This is a genomic window from Klebsiella terrigena, from assembly GCF_006539725.1.
In the GTDB taxonomy this organism is placed as follows: Bacteria; Pseudomonadota; Gammaproteobacteria; order Enterobacterales; family Enterobacteriaceae; genus Klebsiella; species Klebsiella terrigena.
Map to the genome: position 1 here is coordinate 26,883 of NZ_BJNO01000015.1, position 13,114 is coordinate 39,996.

Annotated in this window: 13 protein-coding genes; 9 read left to right on the forward strand and 4 right to left on the reverse strand. The window is 56.4% G+C overall.

Features of this window, described 5'->3' with window-relative positions; translation table 11 throughout:
- The first annotated feature begins 45 nt into the window (after nucleotides 1-45).
- Nucleotides 46-1,491 carry a metalloprotease TldD gene (gene tldD, locus RTE01_RS16560; protein ID WP_041147455.1) on the forward strand — a complete coding sequence of 482 codons (1,446 nt, stop codon included), beginning with the start codon at nucleotides 46-48 and terminating at the stop codon, nucleotides 1,489-1,491.
- A 78-nt stretch (nucleotides 1,492-1,569) separates the two neighbouring features.
- On the opposite strand, the gene aaeR is transcribed toward tldD, so the two are convergent.
- A complete protein-coding gene (gene aaeR, locus RTE01_RS16565; RefSeq protein WP_115191777.1) occupies nucleotides 1,570-2,499 on the reverse strand; it encodes an HTH-type transcriptional activator AaeR in 930 nt (309 codons plus the stop codon).
- Nucleotides 2,500-2,630: 131 nt separating this feature from the next.
- Here aaeR and aaeX point away from each other — a divergent pair, with 131 nt between their 5' ends.
- The 4 genes from aaeX to RTE01_RS16585 all read left to right on the forward strand — a co-directional run bounded on the left by aaeX (nucleotide 2,631) and on the right by RTE01_RS16585 (nucleotide 6,180).
- Nucleotides 2,631-2,834 carry a p-hydroxybenzoic acid efflux pump operon protein AaeX gene (gene aaeX, locus RTE01_RS16570; RefSeq protein ID WP_041147453.1) on the forward strand — a complete coding sequence of 68 codons (204 nt, stop codon included), beginning with the start codon at nucleotides 2,631-2,633 and terminating at the stop codon, nucleotides 2,832-2,834.
- 7 nt (nucleotides 2,835-2,841) lie between these two features.
- Nucleotides 2,842-3,774, forward strand: a complete 933-nt coding sequence (aaeA, locus tag RTE01_RS16575) for a p-hydroxybenzoic acid efflux pump subunit AaeA (RefSeq protein WP_041147452.1) — start codon at nucleotides 2,842-2,844, stop codon at nucleotides 3,772-3,774.
- Between the two features lie 5 nt (nucleotides 3,775-3,779).
- Entirely contained in the window at nucleotides 3,780-5,747 is a 1,968-nt protein-coding gene (aaeB, locus tag RTE01_RS16580) for a p-hydroxybenzoic acid efflux pump subunit AaeB (RefSeq protein WP_041147451.1), read from the forward strand.
- A gap of 157 nt (nucleotides 5,748-5,904) precedes the next feature.
- Nucleotides 5,905-6,180 carry a barstar family protein gene (locus tag RTE01_RS16585; RefSeq protein WP_041147450.1) on the forward strand — a complete coding sequence of 92 codons (276 nt, stop codon included), beginning with the start codon at nucleotides 5,905-5,907 and terminating at the stop codon, nucleotides 6,178-6,180.
- Between the two features lie 49 nt (nucleotides 6,181-6,229).
- Here the strand turns inward: RTE01_RS16585 and yhcN-B are convergent, their stop codons facing one another.
- From yhcN-B to argR, 3 genes are all read right to left on the reverse strand, one after another.
- Entirely contained in the window at nucleotides 6,230-6,496 is a 267-nt protein-coding gene (gene yhcN-B / locus RTE01_RS16590) for a DUF1471 family stress response protein YhcN-B (protein ID WP_045857851.1), read from the reverse strand.
- A 104-nt stretch (nucleotides 6,497-6,600) separates the two neighbouring features.
- A complete protein-coding gene (yhcN, locus tag RTE01_RS16595) occupies nucleotides 6,601-6,864 on the reverse strand; it encodes a peroxide/acid stress response protein YhcN (protein WP_041147449.1) in 264 nt (87 codons plus the stop codon).
- 359 nt (nucleotides 6,865-7,223) lie between these two features.
- Entirely contained in the window at nucleotides 7,224-7,694 is a 471-nt protein-coding gene (gene argR, locus RTE01_RS16600) for a transcriptional regulator ArgR (protein ID WP_041147448.1), read from the reverse strand.
- A gap of 415 nt (nucleotides 7,695-8,109) precedes the next feature.
- On the opposite strand from argR, the gene mdh reads away from it, so the two are divergent.
- The 4 genes from mdh to RTE01_RS16620 all read left to right on the forward strand — a co-directional run bounded on the left by mdh (nucleotide 8,110) and on the right by RTE01_RS16620 (nucleotide 13,042).
- Nucleotides 8,110-9,048, forward strand: a complete 939-nt coding sequence (mdh, locus tag RTE01_RS16605) for a malate dehydrogenase (protein WP_041147447.1) — start codon at nucleotides 8,110-8,112, stop codon at nucleotides 9,046-9,048.
- Nucleotides 9,049-9,293: 245 nt separating this feature from the next.
- The gene (locus RTE01_RS16610) at nucleotides 9,294-10,193 is read left to right on the forward strand and encodes a helix-turn-helix domain-containing protein (protein WP_123551873.1); all 900 of its coding nucleotides are present in this window, start codon (nucleotides 9,294-9,296) and stop codon (nucleotides 10,191-10,193) included.
- Nucleotides 10,190-11,623, forward strand: a complete 1,434-nt coding sequence (locus RTE01_RS16615; RefSeq protein ID WP_134527913.1) for an L-fucose/L-arabinose isomerase family protein — start codon at nucleotides 10,190-10,192, stop codon at nucleotides 11,621-11,623. The genes RTE01_RS16610 and RTE01_RS16615 overlap by 4 nt, the downstream gene beginning before the upstream one ends.
- Nucleotides 11,624-11,641: 18 nt before the next feature.
- Nucleotides 11,642-13,042, forward strand: coding sequence for a sugar isomerase (locus RTE01_RS16620; RefSeq protein ID WP_134527911.1), 1,401 nt, complete (start codon nucleotides 11,642-11,644; stop codon nucleotides 13,040-13,042).
- The last annotated feature ends 72 nt before the right edge of the window (nucleotides 13,043-13,114 follow it).

Consider the following 13,114-nt stretch of genomic DNA (forward strand, 5'->3'; position numbering starts at 1 on the left):
GTACCTATTTCCGCCTGACAGGCGGCAACAAACGAGTAGCAAACGATGAGTCTGAACCTGGTAAGTGAACAATTACTGTCGGCAAACGGCCTGAGCCATCAGGACCTTTTCGCCATTCTTGGCCAGCTGGCCGAGCGCCGTCTTGATTACGGCGATCTCTATTTTCAGTCGAGCTATCACGAATCCTGGGTTCTGGAAGACAGCATCATCAAAGATGGTTCGTATAATATCGACCAGGGCGTCGGCGTTCGCGCGGTAAGCGGGGAAAAGACCGGTTTCGCCTATGCTGACCAAATCAGCCTGCTGGCGCTGGAGCAAAGCGCGCAGGCGGCGCGTACCATCGTGCGTGACAGCGGCGACGGTAAGGTGCGCACTCTTGGCGCGGTGGAGTATAGCCCGCTGTACGCCAGCATCGATCCGCTGCAAAGCATGAGTCGCGAAGAGAAGCTGGATATTCTGCGTCGCGTAGACAAAGCGGCGCGGGCCGCCGATAAGCGCGTGCAGGAAGTGTCTGCCAGCCTCAGCGGCGTGTATGAACTGATTCTGGTTGCGGCGACCGATGGTACGCTGGCGGCGGACGTTCGACCGCTGGTCCGCCTTTCCGTCAGCGTGCTGGTGGAAGATGATGGCAAACGCGAGCGCGGCTCCAGCGGCGGCGGCGGACGTTTCGGCTACGACTATTTTCTCGGTAGCGAAGAGGGCGAGGTTCGCGCTGACGCCTGGGCAAGAGAGGCCGTGCGCATGGCGTTGGTGAATCTCTCCGCCGTGGCGGCCCCGGCAGGCATGCTGCCGGTGGTATTGGGCGCGGGCTGGCCTGGGGTACTGCTGCATGAAGCGGTAGGCCACGGCCTGGAAGGCGACTTTAACCGTCGCGGGACGTCGGTGTTCAGCGGCCATATGGGCGAGCTGGTGGCGTCAGAACTCTGTACCGTGGTCGATGACGGCACCATTGCCGATCGCCGCGGTTCGCTGGCTATTGACGATGAGGGTACGCCGGGTCAATACAACGTGTTGATCGAGAACGGTATCCTCAAAGGCTATATGCAGGACAAGCTCAACGCCCGCCTGATGGGCGTCGCGCCTACCGGTAACGGCCGTCGCGAATCCTACGCGCATCTGCCGATGCCGCGTATGACCAACACCTATATGCTGGCGGGTAAATCGACGCCGCAGGAGATTATCGAATCGGTTGATTACGGTATCTTTGCGCCAAACTTCGGCGGCGGCCAGGTGGATATCACCTCCGGCAAGTTTGTTTTCTCCACCTCTGAAGCCTATCTGATTGAAAAGGGGAAGGTGACTAAGGCGGTGAAAGGGGCGACGCTTATCGGCTCCGGGATCGAAGCCATGCAGCAGATTTCCATGGTGGGGAACGACCTGAAGCTGGATAGCGGCGTTGGCGTTTGCGGCAAAGAGGGCCAGAGTGTGCCGGTTGGCGTCGGTCAGCCGACGCTGAAGGTCGATAAGCTCACCGTCGGCGGCACTGCCTGAGTATCTTCAATACGCCTTCGCATTCGTCGAAGGCGTAACCTTTCCCGTACTTATCCCGCCGCGCGTTATCGCCAGCGGCTAGTGGTCGAGCCCGCGGCCGTGCATCCCCTGATAAATTTTCGCCACCTCGACAAAATATTCGGTCAGGTAGTTAATGCACACCTGTACCTTCAGCGGCAGCTTGTCTTTTTCGGTATATAGCGCGTACACCGGGCGGGGATCCGACTGATAGCTTGGCAGCAGGATCTCAAGCTCCCCGCGGTTGATCTCTTCGATCGCCCACATGAGCGGAACGTAAGCGACGCCGACGCCGGCGCTCAGCCAGCGCACCAGCGTCATCGGATCGTTAGTGACGAAGCGCCCCTGCGGGATCAGCTTCGTCGAGATCCCTTCTGGCGCGATGATTTCGAATTCGTTATCCGGACGCACGCTGTATTCAAGCCAGGAGTGGCTGGCGAGATCCGCCGGCTTTTCCGGGATCCCCGCCTGCTGAAGGTAGCTCTTTGCCGCGCAGAGCACCATCGGCATCGACCCCAGACGACGTGAAAAGAGGCTGGAATCCTGCAGCGCGCCGACGCGAATAACCACGTCCAGGCCGTCGGCGATCAGGTCCGGTGCCGGGATCCCGGTGACCAGATTAACCGACAGTCCGGGGTACTCTTTGAGCATGCCTGCGGTAATGTGGGACAGGACATTCTGTGCCATAGTTGAAGAGCAGCCGACGCGCAGCGTGCCGATTGGCGTGTTGTTAAACGCGTAAAGCTGCTCGTGGACGTCCTGGGCTTCATGCAGCATTCGGCGGCAGCCCTGATAATAAATTTTCCCGGCTTCCGTTAAGGCAAGGCTGCGGGTGCTGCGGTTAAGCAGCTTTACCTGCAGCTCATCTTCCAGCCTGGATACGGTTTGGCTGATTGAAGATACGCTCATCTGGAGCTGGCGGGCCGCGGCGGTAAATGAACCCAGTTCAACCACTCTGGCAAAAACGGACATGCGTTTTAGTCGTTCCATTGTTCACTCTGACTTAAAAGTGATTTAGATCACATAATATAGATCATGCTGCAATTGTTACGTTACTATATTGTTAGCTACATAATAAATGCTTCACGCTTACCACCTGTACGCTTCTTATCAAGGTCATCATGAGTCTGTTTCCTGTCATCGTGATTTTCGGCTTGTCGTTTCCGCCGATCTTCTTTGAGCTGTTAATATCGCTGGCCGTTTTCTGGCTGGTGCACCGACTGCTGGTTCCTACCGGCATCTATGACTTCGTCTGGCACCCTGCACTGTTTAATACCGCGTTATATTGCTGCCTTTTTTATCTGATATCGCGTTTGTTCGTTTGAGGTTGATGTGAAAACACTAACAAGAAATATCCTCCGTACCGCAATCACTGTGATACTGGTTATCCTGGCATTTGTCGCAATTTTTCGCGCGTGGGTCTACTACACCGCATCGCCGTGGACGCGTGATGCGCGCTTTAGCGCCGACATCGTGGCCATCGCGCCCGACGTCTCGGGGCTGATTTCGCAGGTTAACATCAAGGATAACCAGCTGGTTAAGCAAGGTCAGGTTTTATTCGTGATTGACCAACCGCGCTACCAGAAGGCGCTTGAAGAGGCCGAGGCCGACGTCTCCTATTACCAAACTTTGGCCCAGGAGAAGCGCGTTGAGGCCGGCCGTCGTAACCGGCTCGGCGTTCAGGCAATGTCCCGGGAGGAGATAGACCAGGCCAATAACGTCCTGCAGACGGTGGAACACCAGCTGGCGAAATCGGTGGCAAGCCGCGATCTGGCGAAGCTCGACCTGCAGCGGACGGTTATCCGCGCGCCGGCCGACGGCTGGGTGACCAACCTCAACGTCTACAGCGGTGAATTTATTACCCGCGGCTCTACGGCGGTGGCGCTGGTGAAACAGGATACCTTCTACGTGGTGGCCTACCTCGAAGAGACCAAGCTGGAAGGCGTACGTCCGGGCTTCCGGGCGGAGATCACCCCGCTGGGCAGCAGCAGCACGATCAAAGGGACGGTTGACAGCATTGCCGCCGGGGTGACCAACGCCAGCAGCAGCAGCGATGCAAAAGGCATGGCCTCCGTGGACTCGAACCTTGAGTGGGTGCGCCTGGCGCAGCGCGTACCGGTGCGTATTCGTCTCGATAAGCAGCAGGGCAATATTTGGCCGGCGGGAACCACCGCAACGGTGGTGATCACCGGCAAAGAGGACCGCGACGTCCGGCAGGCGAATTTCTTCCAGAAACTGGCCCTGCGCCTGCGTGAGTTTGGTTAATCGTCATGGGGATCTTCACAATCGCCCCCCGGCACCTCCGCTTTGCCATTAAGCTGGCATGCGCGGTGGTGCTGGCACTCTTCGTTGGCTTCCACTTTCAGCTGGAAACGCCCCGCTGGGCGGTGCTGACGGCGGCAATCGTTGCCGCGGGCCCGGCGTTTGCGGCCGGCGGAGAGCCCTATTCGGGCGCCATTCGCTATCGTGGGATGCTGCGTATCGTCGGCACCTTTATCGGCTGTATTGCGGCGCTGGCTATTATCATCCTGATGATCCGCGCCCCGCTGCTGATGATGCTGGTGTGCTGCCTGTGGGCCGGATTCTGCACCTGGCTCTCTTCGCTGGTGCGGGTTGAAAACTCCTACGCATGGGGACTCGCGGGCTATACCGCGCTGATCATTGTTATCACTATTCATACCGATCCGATGCTGGCACCGCAGTTTGCCGTCGAGCGCTGCAGCGAGATCGTGGTCGGTATCGTCAGCGCCATCGTGGCGGACCTGCTGTTTTCGCCGCGGTCGATCAAAAAAGAGATCGACCTCGAGCTGGATAACCTGCTGGTCGAACACTATCGCCTGATGCAGCTCTGCGTGGCGCATGGCGACAGCGCAGTGGTGGACAAAGCCTGGGGAGCGTTGGTTCGTCGGACCAGCGCGCTGGAAGGCATGCGCGGAAACCTGATTATGGAGTCCTCGCGCTGGGCCAAGGTGAACCAGCGGCTGAAGGCGATTAATACGCTCTCCCTGACGCTGATCACCCAGGCCTGCGAGACCTACTTAATCCAGAACTCACGCCCGGAAATGGTGACGGATGATTACCGCGAGCTGTTCGCCGAGCCGGTTGAGAGCGTGCAGGATGTCCATCGCCAGCTGAAGAGAATGCGCCGCTTTCTGACCTGGAAAGGGGAGCATAATACGCCGGTCACGATCTATAGCTGGGTCGGCGCCGCGACGCGCTATCTGCTGTTAAAAAGGGGCGTGGTCGGCAATACCAAAATTAGCCGCATTGAAGATGAGGTGCTGCGGGGCGAAGTGGTCATCAAGGCCGAGTCAGCCGAGCGCCACCATGCGATGGTGAACTTCTGGCGAACCTCCATTTCGTGCATTCTCGGCACCTTGTTCTGGCTGTGGACCGGCTGGACCTCCGGCAGCGGGGCGATGGTGATGATCGCCGTAGTCACGGCGCTGGCGATGCGCCTGCCGAACCCGCGTATGGTGGCGCTGGACTTCCTCTACGGGATGCTGGTGGCGCTTCCGCTGGGGGCGTTTTTCTTCCTCGTGATTATGCCCGCGACGCAGCAGAGCATGCTGCTGCTCTGTATTAGCCTGGCGGTAATGGCATTCTTCATCGGGATTGAAGTACAGAAGCGGCGGCTGGGTTCGATGGGGGCGCTGGCCGGTACCATCAATATCCTGGTGCTGGATAACCCGATGCAGTTCCAGTTCAGCCAGTTCCTTGACAGTGCGTTAGGCCAGATAGTCGGCTGTTTCCTCGCGCTGATGGTTATCCTGCTGGTGCGGGATAATTCGCGGGAGCGCACCGGGCGCGTGCTGCTCAATCAGTTTGTCTCGGCGGCGGTGTCATCGCTCACCACCAATACCGCCAGGCGCAAAGAGAACCATCTGCCGGCCCTCTATCAGCAGCTCTTCTTATTGCTGAGCAAGTTCCCGGACGATATTGCCCGTTTCCGCCTGGCGCTGACGCTGATTATTGCTCACCAGCGCCTGCGCGATGCGCCGGTGCCGGTTAACGACGATCTGTCGGCATACCATCGCCAGCTGCGCCGTACTGCGGATCACGTTATCTCCGCAGGCAATGACGACAAGCGTCGACGCTACTTCTCCCGCCTGCTCGATGAGCTGGATATTTATCAGGAGAAGCTACGGCTCTGGGAAGCCTCGCCGCAGGTGACGGAGCCGGTCCGACGGCTGGTGGAGATGCTGCGTAAGTATCAGCATGTGCTGACAAATAGCTAAAGACTAAAAACCGACGCCTGAAGCGTCGGTTTTTTTATCGCTATACTTATTCATCAACGGTACCCCTTCGATTGAGAAATATAAGGATGGTAAAGAGACCGTCCGGCGGTATGGTATTTAGCGGGGAATGGCTGCGGGTTTTTAGCGGGGGCGGGCGATGACGGTCTACACGTTTGATTTCGATGACATAGCGGAACAGCAGGATTTCTATCGCGAGTTTTCACGCGTCTTTGAGCTGGGTCGGGAGAGAGTAAACAACCTGGATTCGCTCTGGGAAGCGACCACCGGTGGTCTGCTGCCGCTACCGCTGGAGATTGAGTTTATTCACTTGAGCGATAAGCAGCGACGGCGCTTTGGCGCGTTGATCCTGCTGTTTGATGAAGCGGAAGAAGAGCTGGAAGGGGAGCTGCGTTTTAATGCCAGACAGGCATAAAAAAGCCCCCGACAGGCGGGGGCAAGTCGTCGGACAAGACGACGAGGGTTTATTTGTACAACTCAGCCGTAGCGTGCCAGCTGTCGCCGGTACGGGCTTCAATAATACGGTAGCTGCTGGCGCCTTCTTTAGCGGCTTTCGCCGCCAGTTCCTGGCGCATATCCATCGGCGCGCTGCCTACCTGCGAGACAGAAACGGTGCCCATGGACTGTAGGTTTTGAGCCTGTTCGGCGTTGACCTGCTGTACGGCGGCGCTTGCGCCGAAGGAGAGTACGGAAGCCAGGCCCAGAGATGCGATGATCATTGCAGTTTTCATAATTTTTACTCCAACCATGTTGATTGCAGCGGCGGGAGGTTTGCGATGTACCTGGGCCGCTGGAGATATTCTGTATTCAGTTAATAACCGACTGACGTTAACGCTTATTTATAAAGCTCTGCCGTTGCGTGCCAGTGGTCACCGGTGCGCGCTTCGATAATGCGATAGGAAGAAGCCCCTTCCTCCTGCGCTTTTTTGTTCAGCATTTCGTGCATATCCATCGGGGAAGCACTTACCGCGCCGACGGAAACGGTGCCGATTGACTGACGGCCTTGAGCCTGATCGCTGTTGATTGAATCAGCGGCAAAAGCGCCAAAAGAGAGCACGGACAGGATACTGAGTGCAGCTACGGTTGTTTTGATTTTCATGATGTTCACCTCGTCGAATCTTTTTATTGAGGGCTCTTTGTTTCGTGACCCTCATCACAAAATCAAGTATACACTAATCACCAAAAATATTAATACCATGCTAATTGTTTTGAGTGTAAATAATTACATAGAAATGTCTTTTTTATAACGTATAAGAATTAGAAATGTCATTTATTAGCCGCATGTGCCCGCTATTTCTAATAAAATCATATGGATGGACGTATTTGATATTTTGTGCGTTTTCGGCCCATTCATTCAGTAAAGGAATGTATAGGCGTGAAAAACCACACTAAATGTTAAAAAAATGCTGCATTTTTTGAAGGACCCTCCGGCGGCAGCCAGAGGGTGAGGGAGAGGGCTTAGAGTTCTTGCTCAAACAGGACCAGAATCGCGTCGTGCAGATCTTTGACGGTAAAGCCTCTGGCCGGGGTGGTAAAGATGGTGTCATCGCCGGCAATACTGCCGAGGATGCCTTCCGCTTTACCCAGGGAGTCGAGAAGACGCGCGATGAGCTGCGCTGCGCCTGGGCTGGTATGGATAACCACGACGGCGTCGTTATAGTCGATGTCCAGTACCAGGTTTTTCAGCGGGCTGGACGTCGTCGGAACGCCAAGCTCGGCAGGCAGACAGTAGACCATTTCCATTTTGGCATTGCGGGTGCGTACCGCGCCAAATTTTGTGAGCATGCGCGAGACTTTCGATTGGTTGATATTATCGAAACCTTCTTCCTGCAACGCCTGGACGATTTCACCTTGAGAGCTGAATTTTTCTTCTTTAAGCAGCAGTTTAAATGCTTTAACCAGTTCTTCTTGTTTTGCCGAACTTCGCATAAGTCACCCAGATTATGGTGGTAAAAACAACATCATTATGCATAATCATGAATTTTTATGCAAATAATCCGCAAGGGGATAAAGTAAATAATGTTATGAAGGGGGCATATTTTAGCAAATAACCCTGCTAAGGAACATGCCTTCATCACGGGGCGTAAATAGCTGTAAAAGTAAATTAAATGTTATGAGATTGGTGTTGTTTTGCCGAACAGGCTGGGTGTATTGTAACCACTAGTCGGTCCGGTACTACGCTTTGCTGGATGGTCAGTCTCAGGGATGAAAATGCGAAGCGGATGCATCGCTGCGCACCAGAACGCATTCTTCAACCATACTTATTGTAATTGTTCATCTTGTGAATTAAGGTCCAGGCGACGGAGTAACGAAAGACTATATTAACCATAATAAGGAGTTTAGGATGAAAGTTGCAGTCCTCGGCGCCGCTGGTGGAATCGGCCAGGCGCTTGCCCTACTACTTAAGACCCAACTGCCTTCAGGTTCAGAACTCTCGTTGTACGACATTGCTCCGGTAACCCCGGGCGTGGCGGTTGATCTTAGCCATATCCCTACCGATGTAAAAATCAAAGGTTTCTCCGGTGAAGACGCAACCCCGGCGCTCGAAGGCGCTGATGTGGTGCTGATTTCCGCTGGCGTTGCGCGCAAGCCAGGAATGGATCGCTCCGATTTATTTAACGTTAACGCCGGTATCGTGAAAAATCTGGTTCAGCAGATTGCCAAAACCAGCCCGCAGGCCTGCATCGGTATTATTACCAACCCGGTGAACACGACGGTGGCGATTGCGGCAGAAGTGCTGAAAAAAGCCGGCGTTTACGATAAGAACAAGCTGTTTGGCGTCACCACGCTGGACATTATCCGCTCTAATACCTTTGTCGCTGAGCTGAAAGGTAAATCCTCATCTGATGTCGAAGTGCCGGTGATTGGCGGCCACTCTGGCGTCACAATCCTGCCGTTACTGTCACAGATTGCTGGCGTAAGCTTCAGCGAACAAGAGGTGGCAGACCTGACGAAACGTATTCAAAACGCCGGCACCGAAGTCGTTGAGGCCAAAGCCGGTGGCGGATCGGCAACCCTCTCTATGGGCCAGGCGGCAGCGCGTTTCGGCCTCTCGCTGGTCCGCGCGATGCAGGGCGAGAAGGGCGTGGTGGAATGCGCCTATGTTGAAGGCGATGGCCAGTACGCGCGCTTCTTCTCACAGCCGCTGCTGTTGGGCAAAAATGGTGTAGAAGAGCGTCGTTCGATTGGCACGCTCAGCGCGTTTGAACAACAGGCGCTGGAAGGCATGCTCGATACGCTGAAGAAAGATATCGCCCTGGGCGAAGATTTCGTTAATAAGTAACTGTTCTGATATGCGAATGATATAAACGAGCGGGCAGCCTTGCCCGCTCGCTGTTTTAAAGCCTCTGCTGGCCCACTCGCCTTTAATTGTTATCAAAATGTGATCGCCTCTGCAACTTCTGCAATCCCTTCCTGATTCTTGATTTTTTGGTCACGCTACGACCGAATTTCCACCCGCCTCTTAAGGCGGCGCGGCTTTTGGCTGGCTTATATTGATTCCACCTTGCCGCCATCACCGGGAAAAACATGACCTCCTTAATGCTAAAGCGCAGTGATTACTTCGCGAGTGCCGCCCATCCGGTGGCGGTGGAACATCGTTGTCCGCAGGATATCTTCCCTCTACATCGCCATGATTTTGATGAAATTGTCATCGTCTGGCGCGGTAATGGACTGCATATCTGGAACGGGCTGCCGTACCGCATTACCTACGGCGACGTGCTGTACGTGACCCAGCAGGATAGCCACTATTATCAGTCGGTCGATAACCTCGAGCTGGGCAACATTCTGTTTTGCCGCGACCGCCTGCGCCTGGGCACCGACTGGCACAATCTGCTGCCCGGCACGGAAACCCACCAGCAAAGCCGCAGCTGGCGATTGACCCGGGAGTCGCTGGCGTTGATTCGCCAGCACGTCGAGCGCCTCGCTGGGGAATGCAGCAAGCGGGAGCCCCTCTCTTTACGCCTGACCGAGTCGATATTTCTCGAACTGGTACTTTTGCTAATGCGCCACCGCTACGCGCCGGACACGCTGGCTTCTCGCGCCCGTCAGGATATCGATCTGGTCATTGCCAGCCTCGGCTCGCGGCTGAATGAGAAGTTTGAGCTGGAGTCCCTCTGCGCGCAGCACCAGCTTTCTCCGCGTTCGGTGCGCGACGCTTTCAAACAGATAACCGGTATGACCATCAGCCGCTACCAGATGCAGCGCCGCCTGTGCCGCGCCATTACGCTGCTCGGCACCAGTGAACTCTCCATTGCAGAAGTGGCGGCGGTGAGCGGATTTAGCGACAGCAACTACTTCGCGGTCATCTTTCAGAAAACCTTTAATCAGTCCCCTAGCCACTGCCGGCGAGCGCTGCAGGAACGGGGCCCGGGACGCGGTCATTTTCCTTTCTCAGAAGATTTATCCTCATCAGGAGATAACCTATGAACACACCCGTCGTGCTTAATGCCGCGCTATTTGGTATCGGGCTCAATACCTACTGGCCACAGTTCAGCGGCCTTGAGCAGCGCCTGCTGGGCTATTTGCAGGAGATTGAAGGGCAGCTCTGCGCGCCGTCGATCGATATCATCAACGGTGGGCTGGTCGATTCGCTGGAGAAAAGCGATGCGCTGGCCCGGTGCCTCAGGCAGTTTTCCCCGGACGTCATCGTGATCGCCATCAGCACCTACGCCCTGAGCTCGACGGTGCTGCCGCTGGTGCAGCAGTTTAGCGTGCCGGTGCTGATCCTCGCTCTCCAGCCCGAGCGCTCCTTGCCGTATAGCGTGATTCGCGATCTGCCCGATCGCGGGGCGCGCACCGGCGAGTGGCTGGCGCATTGCCAGGCATGCAGCGCGCCGGAGCTGGCGAACGTGTTTAATCGCGCCGGGATCCGCTGGGAAATGATCGTCGGGGCGCTGCATAACGATCCTCACGTCTGGCGTGAAGCCGGCGCCTGGCTGACGGCGCTGACCCTGAAAAAGCAGCTGGCGCAGACGCAGATTGGCGTGCTGGGCCACTACTACAACGGCATGTACGACGTCTATTCCAACATGACGAACCTCTCGGCAAAGCTTGGCGTGCGCTTCCAGCCGCTGGAGATGTGCGAGTTGCTAAGCTGGCGCGAGCAGGTTTCCGCCAGGCAGATAGAAGAGAAGCTGCGGGAAATAAAAGAAACGCTGGTCATCGATGACAGCTGCGATGAGCAGGAGCTGCGGCGAGCCACGCACACCGCCGTCGCCCTCGACAGCCTGGTCCAGGAAAACAAACTGCACGCGCTGGCTTATTACTACGAAGGCACGCCGGGCAGTGCCCATGAAAATATTGTCACCTCACTGATTGTGGGCAACACGCTGCTCACCGGACGAGAGATTCCGGTCGCCGGGGAGTACGAGGTTAAAAACGTCATCGCGATGAAAATTCTCTCGCTGCTGGGTGCCGGAGGCTCGTTTGCTGAACCTTACGGCATTGATTTTGATGATGATGTTGTTTTGTGGGGACACGATGGCCCGGCGCATCCGGCCATGGCGGAAGGAGAGGTGCGTCTTGTTCCTTTGCCGGTTTATCACGGCAAGCCCGGCAAGGGGATCTCAATCCAAATGAGCGTACGCAACGGGCCGGTCACCTTTCTGTCGGTGGTAGAAGACGTCAACAACCGGGTGATTTTGCAGTACGCCGAAGGGGAGTCGTTGGCAGGTGAAGTGCTGGATATCGGCAATACCAACAGCCGCTACCGTTTCGCCTGCGGCGCCCGGGCCTTTACCGAAAGCTGGTCGCGCGGTGGGGCTGCTCATCACTGCGCCATCGGCATCGGCCACCACGGTGCAACGCTTGAAAAGCTTGCTGGCCTGCTCGGCGTGGCGGCTACCCGCATTGTATAACCGCAAAGGAGAATCTGTATGAGTGCAAAAATTGGTATTTTCGCTATCGGCCTTGAGGCTTACTGGCCGCAGTTTTCGGGCATGAAAGAGCGCCTGATGGAGCACCATCATCGGCTACTGGAAAAATTCTCGCCACGCGACGTCGTTGCCGTCGGGATGGTAGACAACCCGGAAAGGGCGCGGGAGGCGGGGCTGCGCTTTCAGGCGGAAGACGTGGATATTATCTTCTGCCACCTGACAACTTACGCCTCGTCAGAGTCACTGCTGCCGGTCGTGCGCGCGCTGGGCAACGTGACGCTGGTGCTGTTGAACGTGCAGTCAGTACCCGCGCTGGATCTGGATAAAACCCGGACTATCGACGACTGGCTGGGCCAAGGCTGTACCTGCGCCGGTCTGCCCGAAATGACTGCCGTGCTGCGCCGTTTCGAGCATTCTTTTGCGGTGGTTTCCGGCTATCTCGAGGGAGATACGATCCTTGATGAGAAGATGAGCCAGTGGTGCGATGCGGCTAATGCCTGTCGTCGTCTAAAGTCCGGGAATATTGGCATTCTTGGCCGCCCTTATCCGGGGATGATGGATCTCAACGTCGATGAAACGCAGATTTTCCGCACTTTCGGCAGCTACGTGAAGCACCTGAACTGGGAAGACATTGCGGCCAATATTGCTCACGGCTTTAACCAGGACGACATCGAGCGGGTGGGACAGGAGGTGAAAGAGGTGTTCCGCCTGCCGGAGGATCTGGATGAGCAGCACCTGACCTCAATGATTGAGGTCTATCTGGCGACCCGCAAGCTGGTGGACGATCACCGGCTGATTGCGCTGTCGAACCATTTCGAGGTGCAGCCTGGCGGCTATATGCACCAGATAATCTCCGCGTCGAATCCGGTCTTTTCCATGCTGACCCGCCAGGGCATCGCCTGCCCGGTAGAGGCCGACATCAAAACGGCGATCGCGCTGACGCTGATGAAATCCCTGGCCGGCAGCGCGACGCTGACCGAGCTTTACTCGATGGATTTTAACCAGGATCTTTGCATCGTTGGGCACAGCGGGGCGGGCGATCCTGACATCGCCGATGAAAAATCCCTGCTCAAAATGAGCCCGGTCTTCCACGGCAAGCCGGGCAGCGGTTTTCTGACGCAGTTTACCCCGGCTACCGGGCCGGTAACTCTGGCTTCAGTGACTCAAGGGGCCGACGGACAGTACATGCTGGTGCTGGCAGAGGGCGAGTTGGTGGAAGGTAAAACGCTGCAGCTTGGGGATACCAACGCCCTGTTCCGTTTCCGCAAAGGGCTGCGCGCTTTTGTGGATGAGTGGTCCGCCTGCGGCCCGACCCACCACTGCGCCATGGGACGGGGATACCACGCCCAGGCGTTTCATAAACTTGGGCAGCTTCTGAAGATCCCTGTTCACGAGGTGTGATCTTTAGCGCGCACGATCGTCCCGATCCGATTGCCGTAGCGCGCCGTACGACCTGTGGGAAGCCCGTTTTCT